The following is a 20638-nucleotide window of genomic DNA, read 5'->3' on the forward strand; positions in this document are numbered from 1 at the left end:
AGGCGATGTCACACCACCACACCATGTCCGCACGCGCGCACTCGGAAGACCCGGCCCCCAAGCGGCGGATCACCGGCATCGGGCGCGTGCTCGTCTTCGTCTACGGCGTGCTCGCGCTCGCGGCCACCGGACGCAGCGTCTTCCAGATCATCGACCGCTTTCACGAGGCGCCGGTGGCGTTCACCCTGTCCGCGCTCGCGGCCGTCGTGTACATCCTCGCGACCATCGCCCTCGTCGCTCCCGGCCGCACCTGGTACCGCGTGGCCTGGATCACCATCACCTTCGAGCTGGTCGGCGTGCTCGTCATCGGCTCGCTCAGCCTGTTCGCCCCCGAGACGCTCGGGCTGCACGACATCGACCCGTTCGGACGCGACGCGACGGTCTGGTCGGTCTACGGCATGGGCTACCTGTTCATCCCGCTCGCGCTGCCGATCCTCGGCCTGATCTACCTGCGCGGGCACCGTCCGCGCGAGGTCGCCGCGAAGCCGGGCGCCGGAGCCGCGTCGTGAAGGTCTTCCGTTCCGTCGACGAGATCCCGGAGGGCTTCGGCCCGAGCGCGGTGACGATCGGCAAGTTCGACGGTGTGCACACCGGTCATCGCGCGGTCATCGGCCGGCTCTGCGAGGTCGCGTCCGCCGGAGGGCTCACCCCCACCGTCATCACCTTCGACCGCAACCCGCTCGAACTGCTCGCGCCGGAGAAGTGCCCGACGGCGCTCGTCAGCGTGGAGCAGAAGCTCGACCTGCTCGCGGGCACCGGCGTCGAGGCGACCCTGATCGTTCCCTTCGACCGTGCCCTCGCCGACCTCGGGCCGGAGGAGTTCGTCCAGCACATCCTGGTCGGGAGGCTGCACGCGGCCGCCGTCCTGGTCGGAAGCGACTTCCGGTTCGGTTCCCGGGGAGCGGGGAACGTCGACCTGCTGCGCGAACTGGGCGAGAAGTACGGCTTCGTGGTGCACCTCATCGACGACGTTCGGCCGGAGCACGGCCGCCGCGTCTCCTCCACCTGGATCAGGGAACTGCTGGCAGACGGAGACGTGGCGCACGCCGGCGAACTGCTCGGACATATCCCGACACTGCGCGGTGTCGTCGTGCACGGGGCGAAACGCGGGCGCGAACTCGGGTACCCGACGGCGAACCTGTCCCCGGAGTCCGAAGGGCTCATCCCCGCCGACGGCGTCTACGCGGGATGGCTCACCGACGGCGGCGAACGCTACCCGGCCGCGATCTCGGTCGGCAACAACCCGACCTTCGAGGGAGTGCCGCAGCGGCAGGTCGAGGCATACGTCCTCGACCGCGAACTCGACCTGTACGACCACCACGTGGAGATCTCGTTCGTCGAGCGCATCCGGGGCATGGTCGCATACTCCGGCGTGGAGCCGCTGATCGCGCAGATCACAGCCGACGTCGACACGGCCAGGAGCATCCTGCAGCCCGAGACCTCCTCCTGATGGCGCAGCCGGAGGCGCGACCGCTCTGGCACGGTCGCGCGATCGCCCTCGTCGGCATCCTGCTCGTGGCCAGCAACCTGCGCACCGCCGTCGCCGCCCTGTCGCCGATCTTCGCGGAGATCCGCACCGACTTCGCCGTCACGAGTGTGGGCGTCGGGCTGCTCGGGATGCTCCCGCCGATCTTCTTCGCGCTGTTCGGGCTGCTCGCGCCCTCGCTGACCCGCCGGGCCAGCCTCGAAGGCGTGATGATCGGGGCGCTCTGCGTGATGCTGCTCGGGCACATCCTGCGCGCGACGGCCGGGTCGTTCGCGATGCTGGCGATCGGCTCGGCTGTGACGTTCGCGGGCATGGGCGTCGGCAATGTGCTGCTGCCTCCGCTGGTGAAGCGGTACTTCCCCGACCGGATCGGGCTCGTCACCGCGCTGTACGCGACCGTGATGTCGGTGAGCACCCTGCTGCCGCCGCTGGTCGCCGTGCCGGTGGCCGACGCAGCAGGCTGGCACGTCTCGGTGGGGATGTGGGGCGTGATCAGCCTGCTCGCGATCCTGCCGTGGCTGCGGATCGTCCTCACCAAGCGACCGGCGCATCCGGTGCACGACGTCGAGGTGGAGGGCGCAGAGCGCACCATGCTCGGCAAGGTGTGGCACGCGCCGCTCGCCTGGGCCATGGCGGTGGTGTTCGCCGCGTCGAGCCTCAACGCGTACGCGATGTTCGCCTGGCTGCCGGAGATCCTGCACGACGTGGCTGGGTCGACGCCGGTGGAGGCGGGCGCGCTGCTGTCCCTGTACGCGGCCATGGGCATCCCGGCCGGGCTGCTGGTGCCGCTGCTGGCCGCCAGGATGCGGAACGTCGCGCTGCTGCTGTATGCGGGCGTCGCGTTCTTCGTGATCGGGTATCTGGGGCTGATCCTCGCGCCGGGGGCGGCGACCTGGCTGTGGGTCGTGTTCGCCGGTCTCGGGCCGCTGCTGTTCCCGCTCTGCCTGGTGCTGATCAACGTGCGCACGCGCACCCACGATGGCTCGGTGGCGCTGAGCGGCTTCACGCAGGGGCTCGGCTACACGCTCGGCGCGCTCGGCCCGCTGACCGTCGGCCTGCTGCACCAGCTCACCGGCGGCTGGACGGCCGCCCTCATCGTGCTCATCGGCACCGCTCTCGCCGCCGCCCTGGCGGGCGCCGTCGTCGCCCGTCCGCACGCCCTCGAAGACCACTTCCGCCCCTAAAGGTCGAGTCGGGACTTATGTACACGACACACCGGCGTGTCGCGTGCATAAGTCCCGACTCGATTGCCGGGGGACGCGGGTCAGGGGAGGAGGTGGGCCCGGTGGATGAGGGCGGCGGCGCCGATGAGGGGGCCCTCGGAGGAGAGGGCGGAGGGGACGATGCGGACCTTGCGCACGTAGGGAAAGTAGTGCGCGTCGATGACGCGGCGCATGTGGTCGAAGAGGTCGGGGGTGGAGTGCGAGAAGCCGCCGCCGATGGCGACGAGCTCCAAGTCGAGCAGTGCGGTCGCTGAGGCGATGGCGCGGCCGACGGCCTCGCCGGTGCGCGCGATGGCCTGGTGCGCCACGGGGTCGCCAGCGGCGTAGGCTGCAGCGAGTTCCTCGCCGGTCGTGCCGGTGAAGCCGTGCCGTCTGGCCCAGGAGACGGTGTGCGGCCCGGAGGCGATGGCTTCGAGGGCGCTCGGGTTGCCGAAGGTGTCGTCTCCCACGAGCTCGCCGACCTCGACGTGGCCGATGTGACCGGCGTTCCCGGTCGGCCCGGTGATGACGCGGCCGCCGACGATGAGGCCGCCGCCGATGCCGGTAGAGACCACCATCCCCATCACGTTGTCGACGCCCTGGGCGGCTCCCACCCAGTGCTCGGCGAGCGTGATCGCGACGCCGTCCATCTCCAGGGTCACCGGGATGTCGAGCCCGCTGTCTGCCACGACGCCCGCGATGAAGTCGCGCATCGGGTAGTCGCGCCAGTGCGGCACGTTCAGCGGCGACACCAGCCCCCGGATGCGGTCGATCGGTCCTGCGCAGCCGATGCCGGCGCCGATCACCTCGGCGTCGGCGGGCACGGCGGCGATGGCGTCGCGGACGACGCCTCCGACCGATGCCTCCAGATCGGCGACCGTGGCCGTGCGGCCGGTCGGCCGGCGGAAGCGGGACGATTCGACCAGGCGGCCGTCCGCATCGACGAGCGCGGCTTCGACTTTGGTTCCGCCGAAGTCGACGGCGAGGGCGAGGGGTGTCAGCACGGTCTTTACCCTAAACGAAACCACCTATGCTCATATGAGCAACATGCGCGCAAGCGTTGCTCAGGCGCGCATCCGGTTCCTAAGCTGGAAGGGTGGCCATGAACGACTCCGATGAAATCCTCGCCGTCAAAGCCGCTGAGCTGTACTACGAGGCCGGGAAGACCCAGGACAAGATCGGTCTCGCTCTCAGTGTCAGCCGGTGGAAGGTCGGGCGACTCCTCGTCGCCGCGCGCGAGCACGGTTTCGTGCGCATCGAGATCGTGCACCCCAGCGCCCGCCGCTTCTCGCTGGAACGCGAACTCTGCGGTTTCTACGACCTGGCCGACGCCGTCGTCGTCCCCTCGCTCGATACCGACTCGGATGTGCAGGCCCGGGTCGCGCAGGCCGCCGCCGACTACCTCACCACCCTCCGTCCCGTCCCGCGCACCCTCGGCGTGAGCTGGGGCCGCACTCTGCACGCCGTCGCCGCGCGCCTCCGACCCGGCTGGGCCGTCGGGGTGAACCCGGTGCAGATCAACGGCAGCGTGTCCAGCACGCGCCAGGCCACGGCGGCGGCGGACACGGCTGTCGTGATCGCCAGGAAGGCGCAGGGCACCGCGACGCTGCTGCCCAGCCCGGCGATCTTCGAGCACGCGGCGACCAGGCGCGCTATCGAGGCCGACCGGTCGGTGCAGAGCGTGCTCGCGCTGGCAAGAAGCGCCTCCGCGTACCTGTTCAGCGCCGGTGTCGTCGACACCAGCTCCGTGCACGTCGACTCGGGATACCTGACGGCGGACGACGTCGCCTCCCTGGCCGCTCGCGGCGCCGTCGGCGACATCGTCGGCCGGTTCATCACCGAGGACGGCCAGGTCGCCGATCCCGACCTCGACGGCAGGACGCTCGGGATCTCGCTCGACGAACTGCGCGCAGCGCGCACCAGCATCGCCGTGATCGCGGGGGAGACCAAGCACAGGGTCGCTCACGCCATCGTGTCGAGCGGCCTCTGCACCACCATCATCACGGACGAATCCACCGCGAACCACCTGCTCGGCCGCACAGCGGCGAGCTGACAGAAGGAGTGACGTGACCATCGAAACGACGCCGCCCGTGCGCAACCTCGCACCGGCGGCCCGGGCTGTGGAGGTGCTCGGAGGCGACTTCACCGAGGCTTCCCTGCGCCGCTACCTGAACGGCATCCCCGGAGTCGACGCGGTCGGCCTCGAACAGCGCGCGGCTGGACTCGGCACGCGCTCCATCAAGACCACCAGCAAGGCCTGGGCGCTCGACAAGATCATCGAGCTGATCGACCTCACCACGCTCGAAGGCGCTGACACGCCCGGCAAGGTCAGGTCGCTCGTCGCCAAGGCACTCACGCCGGACCCGAGTGACCTCACGGCTCCTCGGCCTGCGGCCGTCTGCGTGTACGGCGACATGGTTCCGTACGCGGTCGAGGCGCTCGGTGCCTCCCATGCCGGTCGCTCGGGCGGGGCGCCGGGGAGCGTCAACGTCGCGGCGGTCGCGACTGCGTTCCCCAGCGGGCGTGCGTCCCTGGCGGTCAAGCTGGCGGACACGGCGGACGCCGTCGCGGCCGGTGCGGACGAGATCGACATGGTCATCGACCGCGGAGCGTTCCTCTCCGGGCGGTACGGGCTCGTCTTCGACGAGATCGTCGCCGTCAAGGAGGCGTGCCGCCGCGCGGACGGCTCGTCCGCCCACCTCAAGGTGATCCTGGAGACCGGGGAGCTGAACACGTACGACAACGTGCGCCGCGCCTCCTGGCTGGCGATCCTCGCGGGTGGCGACTTCATCAAGACCTCGACAGGCAAGGTGTCGCCCGCCGCGACGCTGCCGGTCACTCTGCTGATGCTCGAGGTCGTGCGCGACTGGCACAAGCTGACGGGTGAGGAGATCGGCGTGAAGCCGGCCGGAGGCATCCGTTCGTCCAAAGACGCCATCAAATACCTCGTGACGGTCGCAGAGACGGTCGGCGAGCACTGGCTGCAGCCGCACCTGTTCCGGTTCGGCGCCTCCAGCCTGCTGAACGACGTGCTGCTGCAGCGCCAGAAGCTGAGCACCGGGCACTACTCCGGCGCCGACTACGTCACGATCGACTGAGCCAGAAGAGACCAGAAGGCAGACACAATGAGTTTTCTCGAATACGCACCAGCGCCGGAGTCTCGGGCCATCCTGAACCTGCGCGACCAGTACGGCCTGTTCATCGACGGCGAGTTCGTCGAGGGCAACGGCACCCCGTTCCAGACCATCTCCCCGGCCACCGAGGAGCGCATCGCAACCATCGCGACCGCGAACACCGCCGACGTGGATGCGGCCGTCGCCGCCGCCCGCCGAGCATACGAGCGCGTGTGGTCGAAGATGAGCGGCAGCGACCGCGGCAAGTACCTGTTCCGCATCGCGCGGCTCGTGCAGGAGCGCGCCCGCGAGCTCGCCGTGGCGGAGAGCCTCGACAACGGCAAGCCGATCAAGGAGAGCCGCGACGTCGACGTCCCCCTGGTCGCCGCCTGGTTCTTCTACTACGCCGGATGGGCGGACAAGCTCGATCACGCCGGTCTCGGCCCGGCGCCCCGCGCGCTCGGCGTCGCCGCGCAGGTCATCCCGTGGAACTTCCCGCTGCTCATGCTCGCGTGGAAGATCGCTCCGGCCCTCGCCGCCGGCAACACCGTGGTGCTGAAGCCCGCGGAGACCACCCCGCTGACCGCGCTGCTGTTCGCCGAGATCGTGCAGCAGGCCGGCCTCCCCGCCGGCGTCGTCAACATCGTCACCGGCGCCGGAGAGACCGGGCGCGACCTGGTCAACCACCCGGATGTGAACAAGGTCGCCTTCACCGGCTCCACCGCCGTCGGCCGCGAGATCGCCCGCTCGGTCGCTGGCACCGACAAGAAGCTCACCCTGGAGCTCGGCGGCAAGGCGGCGAACATCGTCTTCGACGACGCCCCGATCGACCAGGCCGTCGAGGGCATCGTCAACGGCATCTTCTTCAACCAGGGCCACGTCTGCTGCGCAGGCAGCAGGCTCCTCGTGCAGGAGAGCATCCACGACGAGGTGGTCGACCGGCTGAAGAACCGCCTGTCGACGCTGCGCCTCGGCGACCCGCTGGACAAGAACACCGACATCGGTGCGATCAACAGCGCAGAGCAGCTGGCGCGCATCCGGGAGCTGTCGGACATCGGGGAGGCGGAGGGCGCCGACCGCTGGACGGCCGACTGCGCCATCCCGGAGAACGGCTTCTGGTTCGCGCCGACGATCTTCGACAACGTCTCGACCAGCCACCGGATCGCCCGCGAGGAGATCTTCGGGCCGGTGCTGTCGGTGCTCACGTTCCGCACGCCCGCCGAGGCCATCGCCAAGGCGAACAACACCCCGTACGGCCTCTCCGCCGGCATCTGGAGCGACAAGGGCAGCCGCATCCTGGCTGTCGCCGACCAGCTCCGCGCCGGCGTGATCTGGGCGAACACCTTCAACCGGTTCGACCCGGCCAGCCCGTTCGGCGGCTACAAGGAGTCCGGCTTCGGCCGCGAGGGCGGCCGCCACGGCCTCGGCGCGTACCTCACGCCGGGCCGCGCACTTCCCGCCGCGCTGACCTCCGCATCCACCACGACCCGCAAGGGAGCGAAGAAATGAGCCGCCTGACCGTGTCGAAGACGTACAAGCTCTACATCGGCGGCAAGTTCCCGCGCAGCGAGTCCGGGCGCACATACGAGGTCGTCTCGGCGAAGGGCGTCTTCCTGGCCAACGCCGCCAAGGCGTCCCGCAAAGACGCTCGGGATGCGGTGGTCGCCGCCCGCGGAGCCCTCAGCGGCTGGGCGGGAGCGACCGCATACAACCGCGGCCAGGTGCTGTACCGCATCGCCGAGCTGATGGAGGGTCGCCGGGCGCAGTTCGTCGACGAGATCCAGCAGACCGAGGGCGTCTCCGCTGCAGCGGCGGGTGCACAGGTGGACGAAGCGATCGACCGCTGGGTCTGGTACGCGGGCTGGGCGGACAAGTTCGCGCAGGTCGTCGGCAACGCCAACCCGGTTTCCGGGCCGTACTTCAACATCTCGGTGCCGGAGCCGACCGGCGTCGTCGCGATCGTCGCGCCGCAGGACACCGGGCTGCTCGGCTTCGTGAGCGCCGTCGCCCCGGCTCTGGTCGCGGGCAACACCGTGGTGGTCGTCGCCAGCGAGCGCTTCCCGCTCTCGGCGATCAGTCTGTCCGAGGTGCTGGCGACGAGCGACGTGCCGGGTGGCGTGGTGAACATCCTGACCGGTTCGCCGGCCGAGATCGCGCCGTGGCTGGCGTCGCACGCCGACGTCAATGCGCTCGACCTGGTCGGTGCAGGCGCGCTGGAGTGGGTGGACCTGCAGATCGCCGCTGCGGACACGCTGAAGCGCGTTTTGGCGCCGGAGAACGGCCTGGACGCCGCGACGCCGTCGCTCGACCGGATCGCGTTCTTCACCGAGACGAAGACGGTCTGGCACACCAAGTCGCTGATCTGAGCCCAGCCAGACGACGCATCCACAAGGGGTGTACCGCAGCCTCGCGCAGCGGTACACCCCTCGCGTCTTTCAGCTTCGTGGGGGAGGATGACAGAAAGACTTAGGAGGTCCGCATGACGGATCAGGGGATGTCGGGTATGGGTCCGACCGCCCTCGTCGGAGACAGTCTCACGCAGGGCGGGGACTGGCAGGCGTGGTTGCCGGGGGAGACCATCTACAACTTCGGGGTCGGGGGAGACACGACGGACGACGTGGTCGCCCGTGTGTGGGATGTGATCAACGCGCAGCCCGCGGTGGTCGTGCTGATGATCGGCACGAACGACCTGGCCTGGCGGCGCTCGGTGGAGCATGTCGTGCGCAACGTGGAGACCATTCTGGTGACGCTGCGCAGGGAGTTGCCGGAGGCGCGCATCCTGGTGCAGTCGGTGCTGCCGCGCGGTCACGAGTTCGCGGACCAGATCCGCGACATCAACCGGCACCTGTGGCAGTTCGCGCCGACGGTGCACGCGGGTTGGCTCGACTTGTGGCCGGCCTTCGCGCTCGACGACGGCGAACTGAACCCGGTGTACAGCGACGACCGCCTGCACCTGAACGACGACGGCTACCGCGTCTGGGTCAACGAGCTCGTCCCGGCCCTCGAGCGCCTGCGCCAGCTCCCTCCGTCGAGCCGCTCCATCACCCTCCCCGACCTCGGCGGAGCCGCCTGATCATCGAGCCGGGAGTTATGCACGCGACACCCGGCGTGTCGCGTGCATAACTCCCGGCTCGATTGCTTGGGCGGGGGTCAGCGGGCGCGGAGCAGGGTCTCGTAGAAGCGGATGCCGCGCAGCCAGGTGGCCACGTGGATGCGCTCGTTGCGGGCGTGCAGGGTGCCGCGTTCCTCGGTGCTCATCTCGAACGGGGTGAAGCGGTAGACGGCGTCGCTGATCGTCGTGAAGTGGCGGCTGTCGCTCGCGCCGAGCATGATGTACGGCGTCACCACCGCCTCCGGATGCACGGCCTCGATGCTGCGCGCGACGGACTCCCACTCCTGGCCGGTCGTCGGAGACACCGGGGACGGCTCGCTCGCGTCGACCGCCTCGATGCGCACCAGCGGGTCGTGGATCGCCTTCCGGAGGTGTGTGAGCGTCTCGGCGACGCTCGACCCGACCGCGATCCGCACGTTCACGACCGCCTCGGCGGTCTCCGGCAGGGCGTTGGCCGCGAGGCTGCCGCTCAGCTGGGTGACGGCCGTGGTCGTTCGCACGATCGCGCGCGTCTCGTCGCTGACCCGGCCGAGCACAGCGACGAGCGCGGGCTTCAGTGTGCGGGCGCGGGTGAACACGGCACGCAGCGGCCCGGTCGCGTGGGCGCCGAGCGTCTCCACCATCTGCAGGTTGGTCTCGGTGAGCCTGGCCGGGAACGGTTTGGCGTTCAGCCGCGTGATCGCGCGCGCCAGCCGGACCGTCGCCGTCAGCTTCGGCGGGGTGGAGGCGTGGCCGCCGTTCTGCTCGACGGTGAGCCGGACGCTGGTGATGCCTTTCTCGCTCACGCCGACGACGGCGATGGGCTTGGCGACGCCGGGGAAGATGTCCTCGACGACCGCTCCGCCCTCGTCGACCACCAGAGCGGGGCGCACGCCGCGCTCGGCCAGCGCTGCGACGATCGCCTTCGCGCCGGAGCCGACCGTCTCCTCGTCGTGCCCGAAGCTGAGGTACACATCCGCCGCGGGCCTGAAGTCCGCGGCGACCAGCGCATCCACTGCTTCGAGGATGGCGACGAGGGCGCCCTTGTCGTCGAGCGTGCCCCTGCTCCAGAGCACGCGGCGGTCGCCGTCTCCGACGATCTCCGCGCCGAACGGCGGGTGCTCCCAGCCCTCCGCGGTGGCGGGGACGACGTCGTAGTGGGCCATCAGGACGGTGGGCGGCCCGTCGCCCGCGCCGCGCCAGCGGTAGAGCATGGAGTGGCCGTGCAGCTCGCGGTCCAGCGTCGCGTGCAGTGCAGGGTAGAGCTCGGGCAGCGTGGCGACGAAGAGGTCGAACGCCTCCCAGTCCGTCTGTTCGACGGCGTTGCGCGACATGGTCGGGATGCGCAGGAGGGTGCGGAAGCGCTCGACGGCGGTGTCGTCGCTGCCCGTGTCGTCGCGGCCCGGCTCCTGGCTCACTCGCCCGCCGCCCGGCGGAACGCGGCGAGGGCGTCGTCGGAGAAGAGCACGAACCTGACCTGTTCGACTGGCCCGAACGATGCAGCGAGCACAGCGCGCACGGTGCTGACCGCTATGCGCGCCGCGTCGTCCATCGGCCAGCCGTATGCGCCGGCCGAGATCGCGGGGAAGGCGACGGAGGTCGCGCCGACCTCGCGCGCGACCCGCAGCGATGACCGGTATGCGTTCTGCAGCAGTTCGGTGCGGTCCTCCGTGGCTGACCAGACGGGTCCCACCGTGTGGATGACCCAGGTGGCGTCGAGGTCGCCGGCCGTGGTCGCGACGGCCTGGCCGGCCGGGAGGCCGTCCGGCAGGGACGTCGCGCGCAGCTCGCGGCAGGCTTCGAGGATGGCGGGGCCGCCCCGGCGGTGGATGGCGCCGTCGACGCCGCCTCCGCCGAGCAGCGAGCTGTTGGCGGCATTGACGATCGCGTCGACGTGCTGGTCGGTGATGTCGCCCTGGACGATCCGGATGAGGTCGTCCACGGCTAGCCCCTGTTGTTGGAGAGTTCGTAGACCTTCAGCAGTTCGACGATCGCGTCGTCGCGCTGGCTGCCGCCCTCTTCGAACATTTCGGAGACGTGGGTCTTGAGGTGGTTCTCGACGAGCAGTTTGTTGAGCGAGCCGAGCGACTTCTGGATGGCGAGCGACTGCGTGATGATGTCGATGCAGTAGTCCTCGTTCTCGATCATCTTCTCCAGGCCTCTGAGCTGGCCTTCGAGGATGCGCGTGCGGTGCATGGCGCGTTTCTTGATGTCTGCGATCACCGCTCCAGGATACCTCCCCGATCCCACATACCCCTATGGGGTATGTGTTACAGTCGAAGACATGGAAACGAGCTACGACATCCAGGGCATGACCTGCGCGCACTGCGCCAACGCGGTGAGCGCCGAGCTGGGCGCGATCGACGGCGTCACGGCGGTCGCGGTCGACGTCGCCGCAGGCACAGCGACGGTCACCAGCGACACCGCACCGGCCCTGGATGCGGTCGTGAGCGCCGTGGAAGAGGCCGGATACGCCGTCGCCCACCCGCGTCAGCTGCCCCTGCTGTGAGCGCCCCTGCCGCGGCTCCCGTCGGCGCCGCCGACGTGCAGCTCGACCTCGCCATCGACGGCATGACCTGCGCGAGCTGCGTCGCCCGCGTGGAGAAGCGTCTCGGCCGGATCGACGGGGTGACCGCCAGTGTCAACCTCGCCACCGAACGCGCCCGCGTCACCGTCCCGGCGGCCCTCGACCCCGCGCTGCTGGTGGCAGAGGTGCAGAAGGCGGGCTACGGCGCGCACGTCATCGAGAAGGCAGAGCCGCCGGCCGCCGCCGACTCGGGTGCTGCGCTGCGCATCCGGTTGCTGGTCAGTGCGGCGCTGACGATTCCTGTGGTGCTGCTCGCGATGATCCCGGCCTGGCAGTTCTGGGGCTGGCAGTGGGTGTCGCTGGTGCTGGCGACGCCCGTCGTGCTCTGGGGTGGTTGGCCGTTCCACCGCTCCGCCGCCGTGAACCTGCGGCACGGGGCGGCGACGATGGACACGCTCGTCTCGCTCGGCACAGCGGCCGCCTACCTCTGGTCGCTCTGGGCGCTCGTGTTCGGCACGGCGGGCGAGCTCGGGATGCGCCATCCGTTCAGCCTGCTGGCCGAGCCGGGCAGCGCCTCCGGGGCCATCTATCTCGAAGTCGCTTCCGGTGTCACGACCTTCCTGCTGCTCGGACGCTTCGTGGAGGAACGCTCGAAGCGGAGGGCGGGCGCCGCCCTGCGCGACCTGCTCCACGCGGGCGCGAAAGACGTGGCGATTCTCGCGGACGACGGAACCGAGCGTCGCGTCCCCGTGGCAGACCTGGCGGTCGGCGACCGCTTCGTGGTGCGGCCGGGGGAGCGCATCGCGGCGGACGGAGTCGTCGCGGACGGCGGCGCAGCCGTCGACACGAGCGCGCTGACCGGGGAGTCCGTGCCTGTGGAGGTCGCGCCGGGCGACAGCGTGGCGGGCGGGACCATCGCCCACGCCGGGAGCATCGTCGTGCGCGCCTCCCGGGTCGGCGGCGACACGCAGCTGGTCAGGATGGCGAAGCTTGTCGAGGAGGCCCAGCTCGGCAAGGCGGCCGTCCAGCGGCTGGCCGACCGCATCTCCGGCGTCTTCGTCCCCGTGGTCATCGTCATCGCCCTGGCGACGTTCGGTGTCTGGATGCTCGTCGGCGGGGGAACCTCGGCGGCGATCTCCGCGGCGGTCGCCGTGCTGATCGTCGCCTGCCCGTGCGCGCTCGGGCTGGCGACGCCCACCGCGCTGCTGGTCGGCACGGGGCGCGCCGCCCAGCTCGGCATCCTGATCACCGGACCGGAGGTGCTGGAACGCACCGGACGCATCGACACGATCGTGTTCGACAAGACCGGCACGCTCACGACCGGGGTCATGACGGTCACCGGCGTGGTGGCGGCCGACGGTTTCGAGGAAGCCGAGGTGCTCAGGCTCGCGGCGTCAGCGGAACGCGGCTCCGAGCATCCGATCGGCCTGGCCATCGCCGCCGCAGTGGATGCGCACGCTCCCGTCTCCGAGTTCCGCGCCGTCGCCGGGTTCGGCGTCACCGCACGCGTGGACGGGCGGCGCGTCGGCGTCGCGCGGGTGGACGGGGACGCCGCCCTGCCGGGCGCACTCGCCGGGGCGCTCCGCGCCTCGCGCGCTGCCGGCGCGACGGCGGTGCTCGTGACCGTTGACGACGCTCCGGCCGCCGTGCTCAGCGTCGCCGACCCGCTGCGCGCCGATGCGGCGGAGGCGATCAGGCTCGTGCGCGAGCTGGGCATCGAACCGGTGGTCTTGAGCGGAGACCACGAGGACACGGTGCGCGCCGTCGTTGCTCCGCTGCGCATCCAGCGGGTGGTCGGGGGCGCGACGCCGGAGGGCAAGGCCGCGGCGATCGCGCTGCTGCAGGCGGACGGGCACTCGGTGGCGATGGTCGGGGACGGCGTCAACGACGCGGCGGCCATCGCGGCGGCCGACCTGGGGATCGCGATGGGGTCAGGCTCCGACGTGGCGATCGAGGCGGGGGACCTGACCCTGCTGCGCTCCGACCCCGTGCTGGTGGCCGACGCGATCCTGCTGTCGCGGAAGACGGTGGCGATCATCAGGGGGAACCTGTTCTGGGCGTTCGCGTACAACGTGGCGGCCCTGCCCGTCGCGGCGCTCGGGCTGCTGAACCCGATGATCGCCGGGGCCGCGATGGCGTTCTCCAGCGTGTTCGTCGTCTTGAACAGTCTGCGGCTGCGCCGGTTTACCGGACGAACGGTTTCTTTGTAAAACGGCGTCATATTCCGCCCAGGGGATGCATCACTACCAGTGACCCCGGAGGTGTTCTGAGCATTCTCCCGGCGCGCCGTCAGCATTCACCCCTGAACGGGGGGTGGGGGAGGACATACTGCCGGGTCTATCCTCCAGCTAGGGGTTGAGAAATATTCGTTTTACAGGAAAGGCCCGACTTTGCTGAAGAACCTCAGCCCGCTGCTGTCCGGTGCGCTGTTAAGTGCCCTGGATTCCATGCACGATGGCGACATGCTTACCCTTGTCGGCAGCGGCTACCCAGAAAAAGAGATCGTTTCACCCGTCATCCATCTAGGAGAAGTGACCACTGAAGCCGCCGCAGACGCGATCCTCAGTGTGTTCCCTCTCGACAACGACGATCCGTCGCCGATCGTGTTCCTCGATCTCGCCGGTGAACCGTACGATGTCCCAGACGTGGCGTTCGCGGTGAACGGCATCGCCTCCGATGCCGAACTCCGTCGCGTGCCCATGACCCGTCTGGAGCTCGGCGACTTCGTCGAGCTCGCCCGCCGATCCGTGGTGACCGTGAGCGTGGGGTCGGACGCCCCACCCTGCGCGTTCCTGCTGCGGAAAGGACCCTGCTGAATCACACGCACAGCTGAACGTGGGCGTGCCGGTGAGCTTCGTGCACACCGGCACGCCCCACCAGGCCCGACCTGGATTCCGCTGGTGGATTCTGCGCCTGACCCGCTGCCGTAGACTCGGTGACCGTGTCCCGCTACCCCACACCGCCGGCGTTCAACCGCGCGGCACTCGCTCCCGGACTGCTCGGTGCGATCGTCCTGATCGGCGGCCTCGCCCTGATCGGGGGCGGCTGGTACCTCTACCTGCAGTATGCGGTGAGCATCCTCGCGCTCATCCTCTGCGTGTTCGCCGGCCAGGCGAAGCAGTGGTGGTGGTTCGCGGGCCTCATCCCGCTCGCGGTGATCTGGAACCCGATCTGGCCGATCACGTTCGACGACGTCGTGCTGCGGGTGCTGCACCTCGCCGGAGCCGTAATCTTCGTCGCCGTCGCCGTGACCGTGAAGATCCCCGTCGATCAACGTCGCTGATTCGCGCAACCTCGCGTAAACTGGTGTGCGCGCCGCAGTTCCATGCACGGCGCATCTCCGGCGCTCACCGCGGCGGGCGGGACCATTCGGTTCCCCGCTCGATCGCTGCGCCGGCCCTCACGCCATACGGCGTCCGCTCTTCGTCAGCGCGCGACGCTCCCACTGGAGGACCATGTCTCGTTCCGGTCAACGCACCAGCCCGTCGCGCCAGCAGCAGCGACGCAACCGCCATGCGAACAACGACGGGCTGATCCCCGTCCTCGCGCGCAAAGTGCGGGAGGTGGAGGCGAAGGCCGCGGACGGCAAGAAGCTCGGACCGACCAACCGCACCAAGTTCCAGGTCATCGCCTTCCTGATGCGCGAGGAGCGGGCCCGCGCCAAATCGGACCCCGAGCTGAGCGACGCAGCGCGCGCCGAGCAGCTGAAGCGCCTCGACGGCATCGCGACGATCCTCGCGAAGACCGCCGCGCGCGACACCTCGCTGATCTCCCTGCTGGAGAGCGAGTCGCCGCCCACCGCGACGGCGCAGACCATGCGCCGCGACTGGCTGCTCGAATCGGGCACCGAGCTCACGCCGGACGACCTGATCATCACGGTCGAGCGTCCCGTCGTCAAGCAGGACAGCGTCATCACCCCGGAGCTCGCGGAGAAGCAGGTCGTCCCGCAGTCGGTGCGCGCCAGGCAGCTGTCCAATCCGTTCCTCGCCCCCGACTTCTCCAAGGCGGGCGCCGCGCAATCCGCGCCGAGGCGCCGCCTCGACTCGTGGGAGCTGCTCGGGCCGCTGTTCAAGTCGTTCGAGTACGGCGCGGGCGGCCAGGCGGCGAGCATGGAGCTTCCCCCGGCCCCGGCCATCGACAGGTACTCTCCTCCCGGCCTCGAACTGATGCACCACCAGGCGCGTTTCGTGGAGAGCGTCCGGCTCGGCCACCGTGGCTTCCTGCTCGCCGACGAGCCCGGTCTCGGCAAGACGGCGCAGTCGGTGCTCGCGGCCTCCGTGGCCGGCGCGTACCCACTGCTCGCCGTCGTCCCGAACGTCGTCAAGATGAACTGGGCGCGCGAAGTCGAGCGCTGGACGCCGCACCGGAGGGCCACGGTCATCCACGGCGACGGCGAAGGGCTGGACGCGTTCGCCGACGTGGTCATCGTAAACTACGAGGTGCTCGACAGGCACCTCGCCTGGCTCAGCACGCTGGGCTTCAAGGGCATGGTGGTCGACGAGGCGCACTTCATCAAGAACCTGCACTCGCAGCGCTCGAAGTACGTGCTCGGCCTGGCGGATGCGATCAGGAAGACGGGCGACCCGCTGATGCTCGCCCTCACCGGAACGCCGCTGATCAACGACATCGACGACTTCAGGGCCATCTGGCAGTTCCTCGGCTGGATCGACGGCAACAAGCCGACGCCGGAGCTGATGCAGAAGCTGGAGGAGACCGAGCTGACGCCGGCCGACTTCGGCTTCTACGCCGCCGCGCGCGAAGCCGTCATCGACATGGGCATCGTGCGCCGCCGCAAGATCGACGTGGCCGCCGACCTGCCGAGCCGCCGCGTGGTCGACCTGCCGGTCGAGCTCGACGACGACCTCGGCCGCAGCATCCGCCAGGCCGAGAAGGAGCTGGCGGCGCGCCTCGTCCAGAAGTTCCGTCGCGCCTCCGCCGCCGGTCGTCCCGACTCGTTCGACGGGGACGACGACGCGCACCGCAAGCACCTCATCCGGCTCGTCGCGCAGTCGGAGCTGGAGGACTCGAAGTCGTCGAAGAGCGGAGACAACGTCTTCACGATGGTCCGCAAGATCGGCCAGGCGAAGGCGGGGCTCGCCTCCGACTACGCCGCCCAGCTGGCGCGCTCGGTCGGCAAGGTGGTGTTCTTCGCCAAGCACATCGACGTGATGGATGCGGCGGAGGACGCCTTCGCCGCCCGCGACCTGAAGACGATCTCGATCCGCGGAGACCAGACCGCCATCGCCCGCCAGAAGGAGATCGACGCGTTCAACAACGACCCGGACGTCGCCGTGGCCGTGTGCTCGCTGACCGCCGCCGGCGTCGGGCTCAACCTGCAGGCCGCCTCCAACGTGGTGCTCGCCGAGCTGTCCTGGACGGCGGCGGAGCAGACGCAGGCGATCGACCGCGTTCACCGCATCGGCCAGGAGGAGCCGGTCACCGCGTGGCGCATCATCGCGGCGCAGACCATCGACTCCAAGATCGCGGAGCTGATCGACGCCAAGCAGGGCCTCGCGGCCAGGGCGCTCGACGGCTCGGACGTGGAGCCCGGCTCGGCCGACTCCGTGCAGCTGGATGCGCTCATCCACCTGCTGGAGGACGCGCTCGGCTAGGCGCAGAGGTCGGTGCTAGGCGGCTCTGCTAGGCGCAGACGGCATCAGGCGATGTCGGCGTCGTCCGGGTCGAGGGGGACGGGGCGGTCGTCGTCGGGGACCAGGTCGTCGTCGGCGTCACCGGCGTCGATCGGCAGGTCGTCCTCGTCGCGGATGACGGGCTCAGGCTCGTAGTCGCCCTCCTGCGCCTCGCGGAAGTCGTCGAGGTCGTCGTCGCCGCTGCGCGTGTCGCTCTCGCTCATGCACCGAGGGTACCTCTCGCACCCGCCCGCGGTCGAGGGTCCCGCCCGGTCAGACGAGGTCGATGACGAAGAACGGCCCCCGCTCGTCGTGCACGATGCGCGCGCTGCCGGCGAACCCCGCGAAATCTTCCGTCCCTGTGCCTGGCACGACGTATCCGAACGCCGACGGGTCGCCCGGGTGCTGTAGCGCGCCGTGGTGCACGGTGAACGAGCCGCTGCGGCCGTCGGGCAGCGTCCCCGTCACCCGCTCGGCGGCCAGGTACCCGCGGCTCTCCTCCGTGCCCGACGACACGAAGTGCGCGACCGATTCGCCGACCAGGCCCTCGGTGTACGTCTTCCGCATCGTGACCGCCCCGACCCACTCCCCGTCGATGCCAGGCAGGTCGGCAGGGTCCCATCCGGTGACCTCGAATCGGGCGGTGATCGTCTCGTGCTCGCTCATGCCATCACCCTAGACAGCAGAGGTGTCCCTGTCTGGAAATTTCGCGACAGAGCGAAACTGCACTAGACAGGGGGGATGCCGAAGCACGCTCAGCTCGAGATCGAACGCAAGTACGACGTCGACGAGACAACGGCGCCCCCTCTCCTCATCGGGGTCGGCGCCGTCGCGACGGAGTCGGAGCCGGAGACGGCGGAGCTGGTCGCCACCTACTTCGACACCGCAGACCTCACGCTCGCGCGGTCGAAGGTCGCCCTGCGCGTCCGCCGCGGGGGAGCCGACCAGGGCTGGCACGTCAAGCTGCCGGCCGAGGAGGGCCGCACCGAGCTGCACTGGGCGCTGACCGACGACGACGCACCACCCGCCGAGCTGGTCGCGACCATCGCAGAGCTGGTCCAGGATGCGCACATCGCCGCCGAAGCGCTCGTCGCTGTCGCACGGGTCACCAACACCCGCGTCACGGTCGTGCTGCAGGATGCGGCCGGTTTCGACCTCGCCGAGCTGTGCGACGACCACGTGACGAGCGAGAACCTCCGCGCGGGAGGATCTCAGTCGTGGCGCGAGTGGGAGGTCGAATTGCTGAGCGGAGCACCGGACACCCGCGCAGGCCGCACGGCGCTGCTCGACGAGATCGAGCAGCGACTCCTCACGGCGGGCGCCGTCGTGTCCGCGAGCTCGTCCAAGCTGCAACGCGCGCTCGGCCTGTAGCCGTCCGGCGCTGGGCTACCGGAGCCCGGTGCTCGGCGTTCGGGCGTTTTTGTACTGGCGACCGGTGTCGGGCATGATTCACACGTAGCGAAAATCATCCAGGGAGCAGCATTTTGAAGATCGGCATCCTCACCAGTGGCGGCGACTGTCCAGGACTGAACGCGGTCATCCGCGGCGCCGTCCTGAAAGGCGACCGCGTCCACTCCTCGGAGTTCGCCGGTTTCCGTTACGGCTGGCGCGGCGTGGTCGACGGCGACATCATGCCGCTCGACCGCCACAGTGTGCGCGGTCTCTCCCGCCAGGGCGGCACGATTCTCGGCTCCAGCCGCACCAACCCGTTCGAGGGCGAGAACGGCGGACCGGAGAACATCCAGCGCATGATGGATGAGCACGGCATCGACGCGATCATCGCGATCGGCGGAGAGGGCACGCTGACCGCGGCCCGTCGCCTCACCGACGCCGGCCTCAAGATCGTCGGCGTCCCGAAGACCATCGACAACGACCTCGCCGCCACCGACTACTCCTTCGGCTTCGACACCGCCGTCGAGATCGCCACGGAGGCCATCGACCGTCTCCGCACCACGGCCGAGTCGCACCAGCGCTGCATGGTGGTGGAGGTCATGGGTCGCCACGTCGGCTGGATCGCCCTGCACTCCGGCATGGCAGGCGGCGCGCACGCCATCCTCATCCCGGAGCAGCCGCAGTCGATCGAGCAGATCGTCGAGTGGGTCGAGTCGGTGCGCGACCGCGGTCGCGCGCCCGTCCTGGTCGTGTCGGAGGGCTTCCACCTCGACACGATGGAGGAGGCGCACTCGCACAAGGGCCTGGATGCGTTCAACCGTCCCCGTCTCGGCGGCATCGGCGAGATGCTCGCCCCGATGATCGAGGAGCGCACCGGCATCGAGTCGCGCGCCAGCGTGCTCGGCCACATGCAGCGCGGAGGCGTTCCGAGCGCCTACGACCGCGTGCTCGCCACGCGCCTCGGCATGGCGGCGATCGACGCGGTCTACGAGGGACGCTGGGGCTCGATGGTGTCGCTGCGCGGCACGGACGTGGTCAACGTGTCGATCGCGGACGCGACCGGCGGCCTCAAGACAGTGCCGCAGGCGCGCTACGACGAAGCGGCCCTGCTCTTCGGCTGAGCCGTTCGCCCAGGCGGGCAACTAGACTCCTCGCACAGAGCGTGAGGAGTCGGTGTGCCCAGGTTCGTGCAGTTCGAGGAGTTCGGTTCCCGTGACGTCCTGCGACTCGTCGACAGGCCACGGCCGTGGCCGGGCCCAGGCGAGCTCGTCGTCCGGGTGATGGCGGCCGGTCTCAACGCGATGGACTACAAGATCTACCGGGACGAGCAGTCGGCGACGCGTTTCGGCGTCACCGTGCCGAGCGGGCTCGGGCAGGACTTCTCCGGCTTCGTCGAAGAGGTCGGTGATGGCGTCACCGGGTTCACCGTGGGCGAGGCTGTCTTCGGCAGCGCGCCGTTCCGCACCTTCGCCGACTTCGCCGTCGTTCCCGCGGACGGAGCGGTCGTGCACAAGCCGGACGCGCTGACGTTCGAGGTGGCAGGGTCTCTCGCGACGGTGGGCCGAACGGCAGCGGCGACCACCGCATCCCTGGGCCTGGGCGAAGACGACACCGTGCTGGTGAGTGCGGTCGCCGGTGGCGTCGGCATCCTCGCCGCCCAGCTCGCCGTCCGCTCTGGGGCGACCGTGATCGGCACCGCGAGCGAGGAGCACCACGCCTACCTGGAGGCGCTCGGGGTTGTGCCCGTCGCCTACGGGGACGGGCTGATCGAACGGGTGCGCGACGTGCTCGACGGCGGCGCGCTGACCGCGGTGCTCGACAACCACGGTCCGGAGACGATCGACGCCGGGATCGAACTCGGCGTCCCCGTCGAGCGCATCAACACCATCGCGGCGTTCGGCCCCGCTGCGCGCGGCGCGAACACGGTCGGAGGGAGGGCAGCAGGCAACGAGGAGCTGACCTGGTTGGCCGGGATGCTCGCCGAAGACCAGTGCGTGCTGCCGATCGACTCGATCTTCCCGATCGAGCGGGTGATCGAGGCGTTCGCCCGGCTGGAGGGCGGTCACCTACGCGGGAAGATCGTGCTGGTCACCGACTGACGCTCCGGAACGGGATGCCGCTGGGATTCTTTGACTCTGGGAATCGGGAGGGCGCACGCCTAGACTCGCGCTCAGGCCACCGATGAGCCGCGAGGTCC

The 20638-nt window shown here is 69.9% G+C and carries 22 protein-coding genes; 16 read left to right on the forward strand and 6 right to left on the reverse strand.

Translation table 11 applies throughout. The annotated features are described in order from the left end of the window. Positions 1-5: 5 nt before the first annotated feature. From AC37TH_RS17860 to AC37TH_RS17870, 3 genes are read left to right on the forward strand one after another with little or no spacing between them, the layout of a single operon-like run. On the forward strand, positions 6-509 hold the full coding sequence (locus tag AC37TH_RS17860; protein WP_490765689.1) for a hypothetical protein: 504 nt from the start codon (positions 6-8) through the stop codon (positions 507-509). Further along, positions 506-1450, forward strand: coding sequence for a bifunctional riboflavin kinase/FAD synthetase (locus AC37TH_RS17865; protein ID WP_490765690.1), 945 nt, complete (start codon positions 506-508; stop codon positions 1448-1450). The genes AC37TH_RS17860 and AC37TH_RS17865 overlap by 4 nt, the downstream gene beginning before the upstream one ends. After that, the gene (locus tag AC37TH_RS17870; protein ID WP_490765691.1) at positions 1450-2670 is read left to right on the forward strand and encodes an MFS transporter; all 1221 of its coding nucleotides are present in this window, start codon (positions 1450-1452) and stop codon (positions 2668-2670) included. Before AC37TH_RS17865 ends, AC37TH_RS17870 begins: the two co-directional genes overlap by 1 nt. A gap of 80 nt (positions 2671-2750) precedes the next feature. On the opposite strand, the gene AC37TH_RS17875 is transcribed toward AC37TH_RS17870, so the two are convergent. Beyond that, positions 2751-3689 carry an ROK family protein gene (locus AC37TH_RS17875; protein ID WP_490766087.1) on the reverse strand — a complete coding sequence of 313 codons (939 nt, stop codon included), beginning with the start codon at positions 3687-3689 and terminating at the stop codon, positions 2751-2753. Between the two features lie 101 nt (positions 3690-3790). Between AC37TH_RS17875 and AC37TH_RS17880 the strand changes: the two genes are divergently transcribed. The 5 genes from AC37TH_RS17880 to AC37TH_RS17900 all read left to right on the forward strand — a co-directional run bounded on the left by AC37TH_RS17880 (position 3791) and on the right by AC37TH_RS17900 (position 8874). Beyond that, positions 3791-4741: a sugar-binding transcriptional regulator gene (locus tag AC37TH_RS17880; RefSeq protein ID WP_490765692.1), complete on the forward strand. Its 951-nt coding sequence runs from the start codon at positions 3791-3793 to the stop codon at positions 4739-4741. 13 nt (positions 4742-4754) lie between these two features. Further along, positions 4755-5786, forward strand: a complete 1032-nt coding sequence (gene deoC / locus AC37TH_RS17885) for a deoxyribose-phosphate aldolase (RefSeq protein WP_490765693.1) — start codon at positions 4755-4757, stop codon at positions 5784-5786. Positions 5787-5813: 27 nt separating this feature from the next. Then, a complete protein-coding gene (locus tag AC37TH_RS17890; RefSeq protein ID WP_490765694.1) occupies positions 5814-7310 on the forward strand; it encodes an aldehyde dehydrogenase family protein in 1497 nt (498 codons plus the stop codon). Next, complete coding sequence (locus tag AC37TH_RS17895; RefSeq protein WP_490765695.1) at positions 7307-8167, forward strand: aldehyde dehydrogenase family protein; 861 nt, start codon at positions 7307-7309, stop codon at positions 8165-8167. Before AC37TH_RS17890 ends, AC37TH_RS17895 begins: the two co-directional genes overlap by 4 nt. A gap of 113 nt (positions 8168-8280) precedes the next feature. Next, on the forward strand, positions 8281-8874 hold the full coding sequence (locus AC37TH_RS17900; RefSeq protein WP_490765696.1) for an SGNH/GDSL hydrolase family protein: 594 nt from the start codon (positions 8281-8283) through the stop codon (positions 8872-8874). A gap of 77 nt (positions 8875-8951) precedes the next feature. Here AC37TH_RS17900 and AC37TH_RS17905 read toward each other — a convergent pair whose 3' ends face one another. Genes AC37TH_RS17905 through AC37TH_RS17915 form a run of 3 tightly spaced genes read right to left on the reverse strand, consistent with a single transcriptional unit; the run spans position 8952 to position 11115 of the window. Beyond that, positions 8952-10310 carry a M20/M25/M40 family metallo-hydrolase gene (locus AC37TH_RS17905; RefSeq protein WP_490765697.1) on the reverse strand — a complete coding sequence of 453 codons (1359 nt, stop codon included), beginning with the start codon at positions 10308-10310 and terminating at the stop codon, positions 8952-8954. Further along, the gene (locus tag AC37TH_RS17910; RefSeq protein ID WP_490765698.1) at positions 10307-10834 is read right to left on the reverse strand and encodes an O-acetyl-ADP-ribose deacetylase; all 528 of its coding nucleotides are present in this window, start codon (positions 10832-10834) and stop codon (positions 10307-10309) included. The genes AC37TH_RS17905 and AC37TH_RS17910 overlap by 4 nt, the downstream gene beginning before the upstream one ends. Before the next feature lie 2 nt (positions 10835-10836). Continuing rightward, a complete protein-coding gene (locus AC37TH_RS17915) occupies positions 10837-11115 on the reverse strand; it encodes a metal-sensitive transcriptional regulator (RefSeq protein ID WP_055892256.1) in 279 nt (92 codons plus the stop codon). Positions 11116-11176: 61 nt separating this feature from the next. On the opposite strand from AC37TH_RS17915, the gene AC37TH_RS17920 reads away from it, so the two are divergent. The 5 genes from AC37TH_RS17920 to AC37TH_RS17940 all read left to right on the forward strand — a co-directional run bounded on the left by AC37TH_RS17920 (position 11177) and on the right by AC37TH_RS17940 (position 17031). Continuing rightward, a complete protein-coding gene (locus AC37TH_RS17920; protein WP_490765699.1) occupies positions 11177-11401 on the forward strand; it encodes a heavy-metal-associated domain-containing protein in 225 nt (74 codons plus the stop codon). Continuing rightward, on the forward strand, positions 11398-13629 hold the full coding sequence (locus AC37TH_RS17925) for a heavy metal translocating P-type ATPase (protein WP_490765700.1): 2232 nt from the start codon (positions 11398-11400) through the stop codon (positions 13627-13629). The genes AC37TH_RS17920 and AC37TH_RS17925 overlap by 4 nt, the downstream gene beginning before the upstream one ends. Before the next feature lie 180 nt (positions 13630-13809). Then, complete coding sequence (locus AC37TH_RS17930; RefSeq protein WP_490765701.1) at positions 13810-14235, forward strand: RbsD/FucU domain-containing protein; 426 nt, start codon at positions 13810-13812, stop codon at positions 14233-14235. 125 nt (positions 14236-14360) lie between these two features. Then, a complete protein-coding gene (locus AC37TH_RS17935; protein WP_490765702.1) occupies positions 14361-14702 on the forward strand; it encodes a DUF6804 family protein in 342 nt (113 codons plus the stop codon). Between the two features lie 172 nt (positions 14703-14874). Continuing rightward, positions 14875-17031 (forward strand): DEAD/DEAH box helicase, encoded by a 2157-nt coding sequence (locus AC37TH_RS17940; RefSeq protein WP_490765703.1) that lies wholly within the window; start codon positions 14875-14877, stop codon positions 17029-17031. A gap of 44 nt (positions 17032-17075) precedes the next feature. On the opposite strand, the gene AC37TH_RS17945 is transcribed toward AC37TH_RS17940, so the two are convergent. Beyond that, positions 17076-17273, reverse strand: a complete 198-nt coding sequence (locus AC37TH_RS17945; protein ID WP_490765704.1) for a hypothetical protein — start codon at positions 17271-17273, stop codon at positions 17076-17078. Between the two features lie 49 nt (positions 17274-17322). Beyond that, positions 17323-17715, reverse strand: coding sequence for a DUF3224 domain-containing protein (locus AC37TH_RS17950; protein WP_490765705.1), 393 nt, complete (start codon positions 17713-17715; stop codon positions 17323-17325). Between the two features lie 75 nt (positions 17716-17790). Between AC37TH_RS17950 and AC37TH_RS17955 the strand changes: the two genes are divergently transcribed. From AC37TH_RS17955 to AC37TH_RS17965, 3 genes are all read left to right on the forward strand, one after another. Beyond that, entirely contained in the window at positions 17791-18420 is a 630-nt protein-coding gene (locus tag AC37TH_RS17955) for a CYTH domain-containing protein (RefSeq protein ID WP_490765706.1), read from the forward strand. Positions 18421-18533: 113 nt separating this feature from the next. After that, positions 18534-19562 (forward strand): 6-phosphofructokinase, encoded by a 1029-nt coding sequence (locus tag AC37TH_RS17960; RefSeq protein WP_490765707.1) that lies wholly within the window; start codon positions 18534-18536, stop codon positions 19560-19562. Positions 19563-19616: 54 nt separating this feature from the next. Continuing rightward, the gene (locus AC37TH_RS17965) at positions 19617-20540 is read left to right on the forward strand and encodes an NADP-dependent oxidoreductase (protein ID WP_490765708.1); all 924 of its coding nucleotides are present in this window, start codon (positions 19617-19619) and stop codon (positions 20538-20540) included. The last annotated feature ends 98 nt before the right edge of the window (positions 20541-20638 follow it).

The sequence above is a fragment of the Leifsonia sp. McL0627 genome (assembly GCF_058244615.1).

What these genes read in the sequence shown, in the direction of transcription:
- AC37TH_RS17895 (WP_490765695.1), top strand. Translation starts at nt 7,307, where the DNA reads ATGAGCCGCCTGACCGTGTCGAAGACGTACAAGCTCTACATCGGCGGC.
- AC37TH_RS17890 (WP_490765694.1), top strand. Translation starts at nt 5,814, where the DNA reads ATGAGTTTTCTCGAATACGCACCAGCGCCGGAGTCTCGGGCCATCCTG.
- AC37TH_RS17940 (WP_490765703.1), top strand. Translation starts at nt 14,875, where the DNA reads ATGTCTCGTTCCGGTCAACGCACCAGCCCGTCGCGCCAGCAGCAGCGA.
- AC37TH_RS17920 (WP_490765699.1), top strand. Translation starts at nt 11,177, where the DNA reads ATGGAAACGAGCTACGACATCCAGGGCATGACCTGCGCGCACTGCGCC.
- AC37TH_RS17945 (WP_490765704.1), bottom strand. Translation starts at nt 17,273, where the DNA reads ATGAGCGAGAGCGACACGCGCAGCGGCGACGACGACCTCGACGACTTC.
- AC37TH_RS17955 (WP_490765706.1), top strand. Translation starts at nt 17,791, where the DNA reads ATGCCGAAGCACGCTCAGCTCGAGATCGAACGCAAGTACGACGTCGAC.
- AC37TH_RS17900 (WP_490765696.1), top strand. Translation starts at nt 8,281, where the DNA reads ATGACGGATCAGGGGATGTCGGGTATGGGTCCGACCGCCCTCGTCGGA.
- AC37TH_RS17880 (WP_490765692.1), top strand. Translation starts at nt 3,791, where the DNA reads ATGAACGACTCCGATGAAATCCTCGCCGTCAAAGCCGCTGAGCTGTAC.
- AC37TH_RS17860 (WP_490765689.1), top strand. Translation starts at nt 6, where the DNA reads ATGTCACACCACCACACCATGTCCGCACGCGCGCACTCGGAAGACCCG.
- AC37TH_RS17870 (WP_490765691.1), top strand. Translation starts at nt 1,450, where the DNA reads ATGGCGCAGCCGGAGGCGCGACCGCTCTGGCACGGTCGCGCGATCGCC.
- AC37TH_RS17950 (WP_490765705.1), bottom strand. Translation starts at nt 17,715, where the DNA reads ATGAGCGAGCACGAGACGATCACCGCCCGATTCGAGGTCACCGGATGG.